Annotated in this window: 9 protein-coding genes; 3 read left to right on the plus strand and 6 right to left on the minus strand. The window is 74.6% G+C overall.

Translation table 11 applies throughout. The features are described 5' to 3' along the window. Nucleotides 1-70 precede the first annotated feature (70 nt). Both ACE3QY_RS01820 and ACE3QY_RS01825 read left to right on the plus strand, forming a co-directional pair. Nucleotides 71-577, plus strand: coding sequence for a sigma-70 family RNA polymerase sigma factor (locus ACE3QY_RS01820; protein WP_374454296.1), 507 nt, complete (start codon nt 71-73; stop codon nt 575-577). A 4-nt stretch (nt 578-581) separates the two neighbouring features. Then, nucleotides 582-1,259, plus strand: coding sequence for a hypothetical protein (locus ACE3QY_RS01825; protein WP_374454297.1), 678 nt, complete (start codon nt 582-584; stop codon nt 1,257-1,259). A gap of 7 nt (nt 1,260-1,266) precedes the next feature. On the opposite strand, the gene ACE3QY_RS01830 is transcribed toward ACE3QY_RS01825, so the two are convergent. Both ACE3QY_RS01830 and ACE3QY_RS01835 read right to left on the minus strand, forming a co-directional pair. Further along, nucleotides 1,267-1,968: a 4a-hydroxytetrahydrobiopterin dehydratase gene (locus tag ACE3QY_RS01830; protein WP_374454298.1), complete on the minus strand. Its 702-nt coding sequence runs from the start codon at nt 1,966-1,968 to the stop codon at nt 1,267-1,269. An 11-nt stretch (nt 1,969-1,979) separates the two neighbouring features. Then, a complete protein-coding gene (locus ACE3QY_RS01835; protein WP_374454299.1) occupies nt 1,980-3,497 on the minus strand; it encodes a sensor histidine kinase in 1,518 nt (505 codons plus the stop codon). Between the two features lie 111 nt (nt 3,498-3,608). Here ACE3QY_RS01835 and ACE3QY_RS01840 point away from each other — a divergent pair, with 111 nt between their 5' ends. Beyond that, on the plus strand, nt 3,609-4,925 hold the full coding sequence (locus ACE3QY_RS01840; protein ID WP_374454300.1) for an MFS transporter: 1,317 nt from the start codon (nt 3,609-3,611) through the stop codon (nt 4,923-4,925). 434 nt (nt 4,926-5,359) lie between these two features. Here the strand turns inward: ACE3QY_RS01840 and ACE3QY_RS01845 are convergent, their stop codons facing one another. From ACE3QY_RS01845 to recC, 4 genes are all read right to left on the minus strand, one after another. Further along, on the minus strand, nt 5,360-5,968 hold the full coding sequence (locus ACE3QY_RS01845) for an ACT domain-containing protein (protein WP_374454301.1): 609 nt from the start codon (nt 5,966-5,968) through the stop codon (nt 5,360-5,362). Between the two features lie 64 nt (nt 5,969-6,032). Then, on the minus strand, nt 6,033-7,790 hold the full coding sequence (gene recD / locus ACE3QY_RS01850; RefSeq protein WP_374454302.1) for an exodeoxyribonuclease V subunit alpha: 1,758 nt from the start codon (nt 7,788-7,790) through the stop codon (nt 6,033-6,035). Then, entirely contained in the window at nt 7,783-11,148 is a 3,366-nt protein-coding gene (locus ACE3QY_RS01855; RefSeq protein WP_374454303.1) for a UvrD-helicase domain-containing protein, read from the minus strand. The genes recD and ACE3QY_RS01855 overlap by 8 nt, the downstream gene beginning before the upstream one ends. Nucleotide 11,149: 1 nt before the next feature. Next, entirely contained in the window at nt 11,150-13,942 is a 2,793-nt protein-coding gene (gene recC / locus ACE3QY_RS01860; protein WP_374454304.1) for an exodeoxyribonuclease V subunit gamma, read from the minus strand. Between the last annotated feature and the right edge of the window lie 145 nt (nt 13,943-14,087).

A 14,087-nucleotide genomic window follows, 5' to 3' on the forward strand; every position in this document is an offset into this window, starting at 1 on the left:
ACGTTTCCGGTGCCCCGTGCGTCAACAGTGGGCAGGTGCAACGGTGGGGAACCACGGACGGAGGACACGGGTGGACGACGCGACGAGGGCCGACTTCGCCGACTTCGTCGCGCTCCAGGCGCGACCGCTGCTGGGCTACGCCTACGCGTTGACGGCAGATCCGCACGACGCGTGGGACCTCACCCAGGAGACGCTGGCGCGGATGGGTGAGCGGTGGGGACGGACGTCGTACGACACCCCCGTCGCCTACGCCAGGACCGTGATGGTCCGGCTCAACATCGACCGCGTCCGGCGGCTGCGTCGCGAGCTGCCCCGCTCGGCGGCCGCGCCCGAGGTGGCCGCGGTCGCCGAGGACCTCGACGGCATGGAGCCGTGGCTGGTCGAGGCGCTGGCGACGCTCTCGCCGCGCCAGCGCACGGCCCTGGCCCTCCGCCACGTGGAGGACCTCGATGTCCGGGCCATCGCCGAGCGGATGGGCTGCTCCGAGGGCACGGTCAAGAGCCAGCTCTCCCGGGGCACCGAGCGCCTGCGTGAGCACGCCCGCGAGCGCGGGCTGCTGACCACACGAGAGGGATGACCCGATGACCGAGGAACAGATCAGGGACGGCTACGAGCGGCTCGACTCCGCGCTCCACGCGCCGCAGGACGCGTTCGACCGGGTCGAGAAGCGCATGCGGGCTCGTCGCCGGCACCGGCGCGTCGGCGTCGGGGTCGGGACCGCGGTCGTGGTGGCGGCGGTCGGGGGCTACGTCGCGGTGTCATCGGGCGGCTCGGGCGACGGCCGCGAGGGCGTCGTCGCGGTCGACACGCCACCGCCGTACTCCCTGGTGATGACGCGGCCGGACGGCTCGAGCTACGCCTTCGAGGACGTCACGGTGACGTGTGACGGCGGTAGCCGCCTCGTTCTCACCAGCCCCCTGCGACTGGACGGCGAGCGCCTGCTCCAGCCGTTCGTCCTCGTGGAGGCCGACGTCGCCGCCCTCGACCGACCGCGCACGTTCACGCTGCCGATCGAGTCCGCCGACGGCTCCTCGGACTCGCTCCCGCTGACGGTCTTCGTCGGCGACACGGAGGGGGCGCCCGACGGCAACGAGGTGGTCAGCTCCGCGGGCAGCACGGGCACGGTGCGGGTCACACAGGCGTCGTGCGACCCGACCCCCGTCCTGCACCTCGAGGTCGACGCCACCCTGGCGAGCGAGGAGCAGACCGAGGACGGGCAGGTCAAGCAGTCGCTGGAGCTCGCGGGCTACGTGCGCTGACCCGGCCTCAGCCCTGCGCCGCCGCCGAGGTGTCGCAGCAGACGACGCCGGTGTTGCCGTCCTGGTCGGCGATCACGGTGAGGCCGGGCGCCTCGCTGTCGTCGACGACGGTCCCACCCGCGGCGACGGCTGCGGCGACCCGCTGCTCGACCACCTCGGGCGCGACGTAGACCTCGACGTGGAGCTTCTGCGGGCGGGTGGTGTCGCCGTCGTCGAACCAGAGGTTGGGCACCCGCACGGTGGCGTCGCGGACCTCGTCGCCCGGCGACCCGCGGCCCTGGGACTCGGCCTCGCCGGTGAGCAGGGCTGCCCACACCGGCGCGACCGTCGCGGACCGGGCGGTGTCGAGGCCGAGCTCGACCTCGGAGACCGACGCAGGGTCCGGGGTCAGCCCGAGGTCGGCGGCGTCCTCGGTGATCCGGCGGGCGAGGTCGACGTCCTGCTGCGTCACCCACTCGACGACGTGCTCGGTGCCGTCGTCGGCGCGGTAGATCGCGTCGGCGGTGACGAGCTCGAGGTCGACGTGACCGGCGCCGATCACCACGCGCGGGTGGTGGCCGAGGCCGTCGCCCGCCTCACCCACGGCGGCGACGAAGCGCGCGGCCGTGGCGAAGTCGTCCACCAGGTAGCGGGCGTGCAGACCTTGGGCCAGCTTGCGCCAGTCGGTCAGTCCGGCCTCGGCGATCTGGGCGCTGCGCAGCATGTCCATGCCTGGCGACCCTAGCCCTCGAGCGGCACCCGCCACTGGAGCACGGTGCCGGGGTCGGCGCCCTGCACGTCGAGGTCGCCACCGAGCGCCGTCGCCCGCGCGCGGAGGTTGCGGAGCCCGCTGCCGGGCAGCTCCGTGCCCGTCATGCCGCGACCGTCGTCGGTGACCCACAGGCTGAACCAGCCGCCGTCCACGGCCACGTCGATCTCGACGCGGCCGGCGCCGGCGTGGCGCGCGCAGTTGGAGAGTGCCTCGCGCAGCACCACCGTCGCCTGGTCGGCCAGCGCCTGGCCGACGAGGGAGTCGACCGGCCCCCACGACCGCACGACGGGCACGAAGCCCAGCACCGACTCGTACTCCTTGGCCAGGGCCAGCACGTCGCTGCGCAGCGACGCCGGGCGACCGCGCTCGAGCTCGAAGACAGTGCCGCGGATGTCGCGGATCGAGTCGCCGATCTCGCGGACCGCCTCGTCGCCGTGGCCGCCCGAGTCGTCCCCGCTGCGGATGCCGGCGCGCAGCTTGAGCGCGGTGGCGTACAGCCGCTGGATGACGCCGTCGTGCAGGTCGCGCGCGATCCGGTCGCGGTCGGCGGCGAGCACCGCGTGCTGCCGCTCCTGCTGAAGGACCGCGTGGTCGAGGACCAGGGAGGAGTGGCGGACGAAGGAGCCGAGCAGCTCGCGGTCGTCGGGGGAGGGGCCCGGGTGGGGGTGCTCGAGGAGCAGCACCACGACGCCGGCGAAGGAGTGCTCGGGGTTCAGCGGGATGCCCCACACCGTGAGGTCGGCCAGCCGGACCAGGAACTCGTGCCCGTCGTGCTGGGCGGTCCGCACGTGGTCGGTCACCTCGGCCATGGTGCGGCCCAGCAGCTCGTCGGTGACGCCCGCGCCGGCGGAGACGTCGATCCGGTCGGAGGTCACCGCCACGACGACGGCCGTGCGGGCGGCGGCGATGCTCAGCGCCCCCTCGGCGACCCGGGTCAGCGGCTCCTCGATGAGGTAGGGCGGGTGCACCGACCGGTCGACGGCGGCGGCGAGCTCGAGCGCCTCGCGACGCCGCTCGCTGAGGCGGTAGCTGAGCGCGTTGCGCACCGCCACGCCCGTCACCCGGCCGAGGACGGCGACGCCCTCGACGTCGTCGTCGTCGAAGAAGCCGTCCGGCGGAGCGAGGAGGAGCAGGTCGGCGTAGAGGCGCTTGCCCACCACGACCGGCACCCGCAGCACCTCGCGGCCCGTGGCGGGGTCGGACAGCCGCGCCAGGTCCTGCTCCGGGCGGGCGCCCGGCTCGCCCTTCAGGCCCGAGCTGCCCAGCCGGTCGCGGAGCTCACCGGCCTCGTCCTCCCCGAGCCCGCGGACCAGCGTCAGCCGCGTCGGGACGCGTCGCCCCTCGGAGTCGTCCGCGGCGGGCTCGTCGACGACGGCGAGCACGAGGCCCTGCGCGCGCGTCTTCTCGGCGCCGACGGCCGCCGACCGTGCCAGCACGGTGTCGACGTCGAGCACGGAGACGACGTCGAGCAGGTCCGAGCGTCCCATCGCCCCGTCTCCCGAAAAGACCATTGCGTCATTGAACCAGCCGTCGGATCCCCGGTCCGACGGACCCGGATTTTCCTCGCGCCCGCGGGTCCGTGGCCCCACAATGACGCCGTGACCACTCAGGCCGCGGCCCGCTCGGCGTTCGACGAGCCCGTCGACGCACCTCCCGCCCGGTGGATCGGCGCGCTGGTGCTGCTCAACCTCGGCGTGATGGCCGGCTGGTTCGGGCCGATCCAGGTGCTGCTCGCCCAGCAGGCCGAGCGGATCGCCGCCGCGGAGCCCGGCGGGATGAGCAAGGAGCTGCTGCTCGCCGTCGTGCTCTTCACCGGCGCGACCGTCTCGATGTTCGCCAACCCGGTGTGGGGCGCCTTCTCGGACCGTACGACGTCCCGGCTGGGGCGGCGGGTGCCGTGGGTCCTCGGTGGTGTCGTCCTCGGCGCCGCGTCGCTGCTGCTGCTCTCGGTGGCCGAGGGCGCGGTGCTGATGGTGGTGGCCTGGAGCCTGGTGCAGCTCGCGCTCAACGCGGCCTGGGCCGGCGCCGTCGCCGCGGTGCCCGACCAGGTGCCGGTCGAGCGCCGCGGCCTGATCGGCGGGCTCGTCGCCATCGCCGGCACGGTCGGCGTGCTCGTCGGGATCAAGATCGCCGAGGTCACCGGCTCGATCGCGCAGGGCTACCTGGTGACCGCGCTCGTGATGCTCGCCCTGTCGGTGCCCTACCTCCTCGGCTCACGCGACGTACCCCTGCCGGCCGACCACGTGCTCGAGCCGCTGGACTGGAAGAAGCTCGTGCGGTCGCTGTGGGTCTCGCCCCGCGAGCACCCCGACTTCGCGTGGGCCTGGCTCACCCGGCTGCTGGTCAACCTCGGCAACTGGATCGCGCTCAACTACCTCTACTACTTCCTCACCGACGGCCTCGGCTACGGCGACGACGACGCCACCGCCAAGCTCGGCCTCCTCGTGCTCATCTACGGTGTCGCGACCGTCGCCACCACCGTCGTCGTCGGCCACTGGAGCGACCGGGTCGGCAGGCGCAAGGTCTTCGTGATCTGGTCCGGGGTCCTCATCGGCGCCAGCTCGCTGATCCTCGGGCTCTGGCAGGCATGGCCCGGAGCGCTGCTCGCCGCGGTCGTCCTCGGCGCCGGCTTCGGCGTCTACCAGGCCGTCGACTTCGCGCTCATCACCCAGGTGCTCCCGGGCGCCGTCGACCGCGCCAAGGACCTCGGCGTCATCAACATCGCCGCCGCCCTCCCGCAGGTCCTCGCCCCCGCGATCGCCGGCCTCATCCTCGTCGTCGTACGCGAGCTCGGCGGCTCGGTCGCCACCCACGGCGACGGCTGGTCGCTCGGCTACGGCGTCGTGTACGTCGTCGGCTTCGCCCTCTGCGTCCTCGGCTCGGTCTTCGTCACGAGGATCCGCTCGGTCCGCTGACCGCCCGGGCGGGTGTGTCGTACGCCGGCGCGGGGGTGGGCGGTGGTGGAGGGGCATTCGTGCCGGTGGAATCCCCCTGGACCACCGCTGGCTGATGTGTCGTACGCCGACACGCGGGTGGGCGGTGGCCCACCTACGTTCCGAGCCCGGCGAATGTAGGTGGAGCACCGCTGGCGGGTGTGTCGTACGCCGACGCGCGGGTGGGCGGTGGCGGACCTACGTTCCGAGGCGGGCGAATGTAGGTGGAGCACCGCTGGCGGGTGTGTCGTACGCCCACGCGGGTGGGCGGTGGTGGAGGGGCATTTCCTGCGCGCGGATTCCTCCTCGGTCACCGCTGGCGGGTGTGTCGTACGCCGACACGCTGGTGGGCGGTGGTCGAGGGGCAATTCGTGCCCTCGGAATCCCCCTGGACCACCGCTCACCCGGGGGCTCGGTCAGTTGCGGCTGATGGTGATCGCCAGGCCGAGGAGGTGCTGGAGGCGGGCGAGCTCGGAGTCGAGGAACTCGGGGCCGCCGCGACGGCCCATCAGGACCACCTCGTCGTCGAAGGGGGCGGCGCACTCGACGTAGACGTCGTCGCCGGGGAGGCGGGTCGGTGCGGGCACCGAGGTGAGGGTGAAGTCGGGCGGCGCGGCGTCGGTGGCGTGGACGACCTCGGCGGCGCCGTCGGAGCCGGCACGGACCCGGGCCGCCCAGTCGACGCGGAAGGCGACGGGCAGCAGGTCGATCAGCCGGTCACGGGCTGTGGAGGGGTCCTCGGTGAGCGCCTCGACGACCTCGAGGTCGAGGAACAGGTTGCCGCCGGCGGCGTAGCGGTTGATCCACAGCACGGTCACCCCGTCGAGCACGCTGCACGCGGAGACCACGGAGTCGGGCATCGTGCCGGGAGCCATCTCGAGGAGCACGTCGTCGACCGCGAAGCCGTCGCGCTTCTCGACGATCTCGATCGCGTCGATGTCACCACCGGCCTCACCGATCGCAGCCGCCACACGACCCAGCGACCCCGGGACATCGGGGAGCTCGACGCGCATCAGGAACGGCATGCCACGAGGCTATCCGGAGTCTGTGTCGCTGGCGTTTCAGCCGCGCTTCCGTGGGACGCGCCGCTCACGGCGCGCCGGCGAGGCGTACGGCGAGCCCGCTCGCGCGTTGCGCCCGACGACCGATCGCCGCCCGGATCGACGCCTCGGAGCCGACCACCCGCACGCGGGTCCGCGCACGGGTGACGGCGGTGTAGAAGAGCTCGCGCGAGAGCAGCCGCGAGTCGGCGTCGGGCAGCAGCACCGTGACGACGTCGGCCTGCGAGCCCTGCGACTTGTGGATCGTCATCGCGTGCATCGTCTCCACGTCGCCGAGTCGCGAGGGGGCGAGGTCGCGCGGCCCGTCGCTGGCCGCGATCACCGCCCGCGGGCCCTCCGGCGTCAGCACGACCACGCCGCTGTCGCCGTTGTAGACGCCGAGCTGGTGGTCGTTGGCGGTGACCAGCAGCGGGCGACCGACGTAGGCGCGCTCGTAGAGCGGGTCGCCGGTCTCGGCAGTGAGCCAGTGCTCGATGCGGCGGTTCCAGTGGCGTACGCCGTAGGGGCCGTCGCGGTGGGCGCACAGCAGTCGGTGGTGGTCGAGCGCCGCGAGCGCGCCGGTGACGTCGCCACGCTCGGCGGCGTCCCGGACGGCGAGGGCCGCGGCCAGCGCGGTGGTGCGGATGCGCGGGGCGGGGTCGGGCTCGTCGACCCACTCGACCGCCTCGTGGCCCGCGGCGAGCACGGCCAGGGCCGTGTCGGCGTCGCCGGTGCGCAGCGCCTCTGCCAGGGAGCGGATGTGCTCGCCGAAGCGGTGCGTCGTGCGGAGCCCGGCGACGGGGGAGTCGGGACGGTCCTGGAAGCCGCGGACCACGTCGCTCAGCACGGCGCCGGCCTCGACCGACGAGAGCTGGTGCGGGTCGCCCACCAGCACCAGCCGGGCGTCGGGGCGCACCGCCTCGAGCAGCCGGGCCATCTGGGTGAGCGAGACCATGGACGACTCGTCGACCAAGACGACGTCGTGCGGCAGCCGGTTGCCACGGTGGTGGCGGAAGCGGGTGGAGTTGCCCGGGTCGGGCCGCAACAGCCGGTGCAGGGTCGAGGCGGTGACTCCGGCGAGGCGCACGCGGTCCGGCTCGTCGAAGGCCTCGGCCTCCTGGTGCACCGCCTGCTGGAGCCGCGCCGCGGCCTTGCCGGTCGGAGCGGCGAGCGCGATCCGCAGGCCGCTGGGGTGCTGGTCGAGCAGCCCGACCAGCAGCGACGCGACGGCCGTTGTCTTGCCGGTGCCGGGGCCGCCGGTCAGCACGGTCGTCCACTGGCGTGCTGCGGAGAGGCACGCCGCGACCTGCTCGTCGTACGTCGACTCCGGCCGCGCCCGCTGCATCGCGGCCACCACCCGGTCGAGCGAGCCCTGCATGAGCGCGGGGTCGTGGTCGGGTGCGGTGGACGCGCGGGACAGCAGGTCGTCGACGACCTGGGTCTCCTGCTCGTGGTAGCGGTCGAGGTAGAGGAGGTCGTTGTCCCAGCGCACGAGGCCGGCCGCCACGAGCGGGCTCCCGGCCACGGCCTCGGCCCAGCCGGTGGCCGAGGGCCAGGGCAGGTCGGGCGGGTCGGCGACGGTCGCGAGGTCGAGGGCGACCGAGCCGCCTCGCACCGCGCGCACGGCGAGCGCGACGGCCAGCAGGACCTGCTCGTCGGACTCACGCCCCAGCCGGCCGAGGGCCGATGCGACGTGGACGTCGGCGCTGGTCAGCACGCCGGCGACGTTGAACTGCGCCAGCAGCCCGGTCGCCCCGAGAGCCAGGCGGGCGTCGGTCGCGTCGACCGGCTCGAAGAGGTCAGTCATTGGGGGCCCCGTCGAGGAGGTCGGACAGCGCGGTCACGAGCGCGACCGGCGGCTGCCACGAGAACACCCCGCACGGCCGGCCGTCGACGCTCGGCGTCTCCGGGCCGCACATCCCGCGGAGGTAGAGGTACAGCACGCCGCCGAGGTGCTCCGCCGGGTCGTAGCCGGCCAGCCGCCACCGCAGGTAGCGGTGCAGGACCACGGTGTAGAGCAGCGCCTGGAGCGGGTAGTCGGAGTGCCCCATCGCCTCGTCGAGGACGGCGGGCCGGTAGTCCCAGGCGGTCGCGGGTGCCGCGCGGTCGCCGAGCCAGTTGGTCTTGTAGTCGATGGTCAGGAAGCGGGTGCGACCCCCGACGGGCACCCGGACGACCACGTCGATCGACCCGGTGAGGTAGCCGAGGAGCCGCTGCCCGGCCAGCGCCGGGTCACCCTCCAGAGTCTCCGCGAACGCCAACAGCGGGTCGCCGGCCGGCAGGTGCGCGCGCAGCAGCGGCCCGAGGTCGCCGAGCAGCACCTGTGCCGCGTCGTGGGCAGCGAGGTCACCACCCGCCAGGGGCACCTCGAAGTCGAGCTCGCGCAGCCGGTCGGGCACGTGGACGTCGCGCAGGGTGAGGCCACCGGCGAGCGGCCCGAGCGGGGAGTCGCAGACCGCGACGAGCGCGTCGGCGAGCGCCTCGGCGTCGACCTCGACCGCCCACCATGCCCGGTGCTCCTCGATCTGCGTGAGCAGCTCGGCGCGCAGGTCGGGCGCGGCCGGGTCGGCGTGCTCGAGCACCTCGTGGACGAGTGACCCGAACTCCGCGCCCACCGGCAGGTCGGCCATCGGCGAGGCCACGGCCGTCAGCGCGAGGTCGGCCTCCGGGGCGGGCGCCTCGTCGGGGAGGTCCTCCAGGTCCGCCTCGTCGAGGTCGGGGACGTCGTCGGGCTCGGAGAGGACCCGGTCGGGTGCCCCCGCGTGCGGTGCCCCGGCCGCGGCCAGTGCGGAGTACGACGTCCGGCGCCAGGCGGTGTCGACGTCGCGGTCGAACGACCGCACCGACAGCGGCGGCAGCGGCCTGTCGATCGGGCTCGCGTCGACGGTGCCGGGGGTGGCGAGCTCGGGCTGGGGACCACCGGCGCCCTTCCAGCGGCCGAGGATCTCCACGACCTCGTCGTCGCCGAGCACGGGCTGCTCGTCGTTGACGGCCGTGTGCCCGGGCGCGCGGCCGAAGAGCATCCGGTGGAGGGGTGCGCTGGCGGTGTTGTTGGCGGTCGGGCAGTACCACGCCACCACCTGGGACTGGGCCCGCGTCAGTGCGACGTAGAGCAGGCGCAGTGACTCCCCGGCGTCCTCGTGGCGGCTCCGGGTGACCGCCGCGTCGCGCCACCGGCTGGGCCCGCCGACGTCGCGGCAGCGCTCGCCGTCGGCGTCGTGGAAGAGGGGGACGTCGTCGTCGCGGACCCACCGGTCCCACAGGGTGGGGAGGTAGACGATGGGGTACTCGAGGCCCTTGCTGCCGTGGATCGTCACCAGCTGCACGGCCGCCGCGTCGGAATCGAGGCGCCGGGTCCGCTCGGAGGCGACCTCGAGCTTGTCGTCGGCGACCTGCGTGCGCAGCCACCCCAGCAGCCCGACGACACCGAAGCGCTCGCTGACGGTCACCTTGTGCAGCGCCTCGCCGATGTGGCGCAGGTCGGTCAGTGTGCGCTCGCCCCCGACCCGGCCGAGCACGCGGGCAGTCAACCCGTCGAGGACCGCGCACTCCAGCACGGCAGCGACCCCGCGAGCCGCGAACACGTCGGCGAGCCGGCGTACGTGCTCGCTGAGGGCGTCGGTCGGGTCGGGGTCGGCCTGGAGCTCCGCGGCGGTGCGTCCGAAGAAGTCGGTCAGGGCCGCGGCCCGCACCCGGTCGGCCCGGTGCGGCTGCTCGAGCGCCTCCAGCAGGGTCAGCCACTGGGTGGCCGCCGCGGTTTTGAACACCGACCCGCCCGCGTTGAGCACGGCAGGTACGCCGACGGCGGCGAGCGCCTCCTGCGCGGCGAGCAGGTCGGCCCGGCGGGCGGCGAGCACCGCGACGTCCTTCGGCTCGACCGGCCGCTGCCCGCCCTCGGCCTCGACGGTCGCGCCGCTGGTGAGCAGCCGCTTGACGTCGGCGGCCAGGTCGGTGAGCACGTGCGCGCGCCAGTCGCCGATGCGCGGTCGCGTGCGGCCGAGCTCTTGGTGGCGCACCACCCGCAGCCGGAACGGCGGCCCGGCTCCCTCGAGCCGGGAGGTCGGGTGGTGGGCGGTGACCGGGTGCACGGGGATCCGCTCGTCGCCGAGGGCGGCGCCCTCGATCAGCACGTGGAGCGAGTCGAGCAGGGGCTGGTCGGCACGCCAGTTGACGCCCAGCGTCTGCCGCGTCGTGGCCTGCTCGGCGGCGTCGAGGTAGGTCACGATGTCGCCACCCCGGAAGGCGTAGATGGCCTGCTTGGGGTCGCCGATCAGCACCAGCGTGGAGACGCCGTGGAAGGCACGCTCGAAGACCTGCCACTGCACCGGGTCGGTGTCCTGGAACTCGTCGATCAGCGCGACCTTCCAGCGGTTGCGCATCCGCGCCCGGGCGGGCGAGTCCTCCGGACCGAGGGCGTCGGCGAGCTGGCCGAGCAGGTCGTCGTAGGACAGGACGCCGAGGCGGCGCTTGCGCCGGTCGATCTCGTCGAGCACCTGGCACGCGAAGCGCACCCGCGCCGCAGCCCGGCCGTCGGGGTCCTCCGCGAGCGCCTCCTGCGGGGCGACCCGCGCGCGCGGGTCGTCGACGACCGCCCGGGCGATCGCCAGCGCCTCCTCCCGGCTCCACGGCGCCTGCTCCTGGCGGGCGAAGAGGTGGAGGTAGGTGTCGTCGGTGACCTCGGTGGTGAGCTGCTCGAGGTCCTCCACCAGCACGGCCCCGGTGTCGGTGTCGCCGGCGACGCCCAGGCTGCGCAGCACCAGCTGGCAGAACTGGTGGATCGTCGCGATCGTGGCCGCGTCGAACGACGTCAGCGCGCGGGTCAGCCGTCCGAGCCGGAGTGCCCGCTCCGACTCGTCGGCGTCGAGCAGCCAGTCGTGGAGGCGGTTGGCCGGGTCGGCCGTCGCCGGGTCGGCGAGCACGGCGGCGGCGTCGTCGAGCTGGCGGCGCACCCGGTCGCGCAGCTCCTGGCTGGCCGCCCGGGTGAACGTGACGACCAGCATCTCCTCGAGCGTCGCGACGCCCTCCACGAGGTAGCGAGTCACGAGCGCGGCGATGGTCCACGTCTTGCCGGTGCCGGCGCTGGCCTCGAGCAGAGTGGTGCCGGTCGGGAGGTCGCCGCAGATGTCGAAGGTCTCGAGGGTGTCGGGGGTGGGCGGCTGCGTCATGTCAGATCCCCCGCACCAGCTCGTGGGACAGCAGCGGCGACCAGACCTTGAGCGCGTAGTGGCCGAGCCGGTGGGGCGCCGGGCCGCCCTCGGCCGCCTCGTCGGGGAGCAGCGGCACCGCGAGCAGGTCGTACGCCGCGGCCTCGCCCCACGCGCGGACGTGCCACTGGTCGCCGTCCTCCTTGGGGAAGCCGGAGTCGTTGAACCGCGGCGTCACCCACTCGCCGCGCGCCTTGCCGTCGGGGTCGGCCTGGCTGCCTCCGCCCGAGCGCTCGCCGATCGCGAACTCCTCGGCGAAGGCCAGGCTGGTCTTGATCGGCAGCGGCAGTGGCTCGCACTGGCCGCGCTCCATGACCGCGACCAGCGTGCGCAGGTGCGTGCGCGCGTCGTCGTCGGACATCGGGGAGACCAGCGCCCGGCGCCCGGAGCGGCCCCAGCGCCCGATCGTGTGCGCGGTCCAGTTCTCGTCGGGGTGACCAGCCGACAGCGCGAGCGCGTCGAGCCAGGCGGCGAGCCGGTGCTTGGCGCCGAGGCTGGAGTAGCTCACCGCGACGAGGAAGTTGCCGAAGACGTTGCTGACCGTGCCGGTGAGCCGCCGGTCGCCGAGGTCGATGTCGACGTCGAGCGTGCGTGGGGTGCCCTGGCGCAGCGGTGTCGCCGCCTCCACCAGGGGGCGCACGCGCGTGACGATCTCGGTGAGCATGGCGCCGCCGAGGTCCTCGGGCGGCAGCAGCCCGCGCAGCTGCTCGGCGAGCATCGCGGCCTGCGGGTCGCCACCGGCGAGCACGTCGTGGACGAGCCGGTCGCCCACCTGCCACTTCTCGAGGCCGTCGAGCGTGATCGGGATGGCGTCCTTGGTCTCGTCGACGTCGTAGGGGGTGGTGACCCGGAGCCGCTGTCGCAGGAAGCTGCGGACCGGGTGGGCGAAGAAGTCCTGGAGGTCGCTCAGCGACACCTCCTCCGAGGCGGCGGGCGCCGCGAGCGGGCCGGGCACCAGCGCCGGTGGGGCGGGGTGCGGGGCACGCGCCGCCTGCGCCCCGGCGAGTGCCGTGCGGTCGAAGGAGAAGGGACGCTCCACCGCCCGGACCAGCGCACCGGAGGTCAGGTTGGCCTCGTCGAAGGGCTGGAGGGGGTGCTGGAAGACGACGTCGTCGCGCACGGGCGCGCTGCTGGTGCGGTCGAGGGCGTCGAGCAGCTCGCCGAGCGGGACCGCGGGCGGTTTGTCGTCGTTGGTGTGCTCGCCGCGACCGGCGTAGGTGATCACCAGCGTCTCGGTCGCTGCGCCGATGGCGTCGAGGAGGAGCTGGCGGTCCTCGGAGCGGATGTCGCGCTCGCCGGTGAGCGGACGCCGGGCGAGCACGTCGTCGCCGTCGACGGACTCCAGCCGCGGGAAGACGCCGTCGTCGAGCCCGACCAGGCACACCACCCGGTGCGGCACCGAGCGCATCGGCACCATCGTGCAGACCGTCAGCGTGCCGGTGCGGAAGTTGCTGCGCGTCGGCCGGCCGCGCAGACGGTGCCGCAGCAGCGCTCGTAGGTCGGCGTGGCGCAGGCGCGTCTCGTGGTCACCGACGCCGGCCGAGATCCGCGCCAGCTCGCGGTCGAACTGCGCCACCCGCCAGGCGTCCTCGGCGCCGCTGGCGGTGAGGCCGTGCACGGCTGCGCCGAGGGCCGTCGTCCAGTCCGCGACCGAGGAGGCGTCGGCGGCGGCCCGCACGAAGGTGTGCAGCCGGTCGACCATCTCCACGAAGCTGCCGACGAGCTCGAGGTGGCCGTCGCCGACGTCGTCGAGCGGCAGCGTGGTGCGCACGACCCGGTGCCCGTCGCCGGACATCGCCGCGCCGAGCAGCACCCGCTGCAGCCCGGCCAGCCAGGTGTTGGCGTCGAGGTCGAGCCCGAAGGCGCCGCGGTGGTCGCGGTCGTAGCCCCAGCGGATCGCGGCCTGGTCGACCCAGCGGGCCATCCGCTCGAGGTGGTCGTCGGTGAAGCCGAAGCGGGCCCGCACCGGCTCGGTCGCCGCGAGGTCGAGCACCGACGTGGCGGTCATCCGCCCGGCGGCGAGCTCGACGAGGTCGGCCGCGACGCCGAGCAGCGGGTTGGTGGCGCCCGGCGACCGGTCGGCGAGCCGGACCCGCAGCCGGTGGGCCGGGTGGCCGGCGTCCTCGTGGGCGACGTCGGCCAGGCCGAAGCCCGCCGAGATCAGCGGTGCGTAGGTCTCGATGTCGGGACACATCACGAGGATGTCGCGCGGCTCGAGGCTCGGGTCGTCCTGGAGCAGGCCGACGAGCACCTCGCGGAGGACGTCGACCTGCCGGGCCGTGCCGTGGCAGGCGTGCACCTGGACCGACAGGTCGCGCGGCGCCCGCACGCGCGCGGCCAGGGCGGAAGGGTCGGGGGCACAGTTGGCGCGGAGGTCGGCCTGGAGCCAGCCGAGGAGCGTCGTCGGGTCGGCCTGCTCCGCCGGCGCCTGGTCGGCCGCGACCTCGCCCAGCGTGCGGCGCAGCTCGCGGGCGTCGCGCCCGAGCGAGGCGAGCAGCGGGTGCTCGACCAGGTCGGCCGAGTCGTCGACGGCGCGGGCGACCGGGCCCTCGGCGGCGGTCGGCGCCAGCGCGGTCCAGAGCGCGGGCGAGGGCTGCGGCAGCCAGAGGTGGACGTCGCGGTGCTCGCCCAGGGCACGCAGCAGCTCGACCTCGGTGACGGGCAGCCGCGTGTGGCCGAACAGCGAGAGCCGACCGGGGAGGTCGAGGCCGTCCCCGCCCTCGCGGAGCCGCTCGAGCGTGCGGGCGTGGCGCACGTCGGGGCCCGGGGGGGGGACCCCGGCGACGAGCCCACACCCCACCCACGCCGGGCCCAGCCAGGCGGGGTGGAGACGGGTCCACCCGCCCCCGGGGTGCGCGCCCCCCCCCCACCCTCCGCGGCCGACACGACATTCCCCTTGG

It is taken from the genome of Nocardioides sp. (genome assembly GCF_041913365.1).
Classification (GTDB): Bacteria; Actinomycetota; Actinomycetes; order Propionibacteriales; family Nocardioidaceae; genus Nocardioides.

Excerpts from the sequence above, each read along its gene's own strand:
- recD (WP_374454302.1), bottom strand. The coding sequence starts at position 7,790 with ATGACTGACCTCTTCGAGCCGGTCGACGCGACCGACGCCCGCCTGGCT.
- ACE3QY_RS01845 (WP_374454301.1), bottom strand. The coding sequence starts at position 5,968 with ATGCCGTTCCTGATGCGCGTCGAGCTCCCCGATGTCCCGGGGTCGCTG.
- ACE3QY_RS01835 (WP_374454299.1), bottom strand. The coding sequence starts at position 3,497 with ATGGGACGCTCGGACCTGCTCGACGTCGTCTCCGTGCTCGACGTCGAC.
- ACE3QY_RS01825 (WP_374454297.1), top strand. The coding sequence starts at position 582 with ATGACCGAGGAACAGATCAGGGACGGCTACGAGCGGCTCGACTCCGCG.
- ACE3QY_RS01830 (WP_374454298.1), bottom strand. The coding sequence starts at position 1,968 with ATGGACATGCTGCGCAGCGCCCAGATCGCCGAGGCCGGACTGACCGAC.
- ACE3QY_RS01855 (WP_374454303.1), bottom strand. The coding sequence starts at position 11,148 with ATGACGCAGCCGCCCACCCCCGACACCCTCGAGACCTTCGACATCTGC.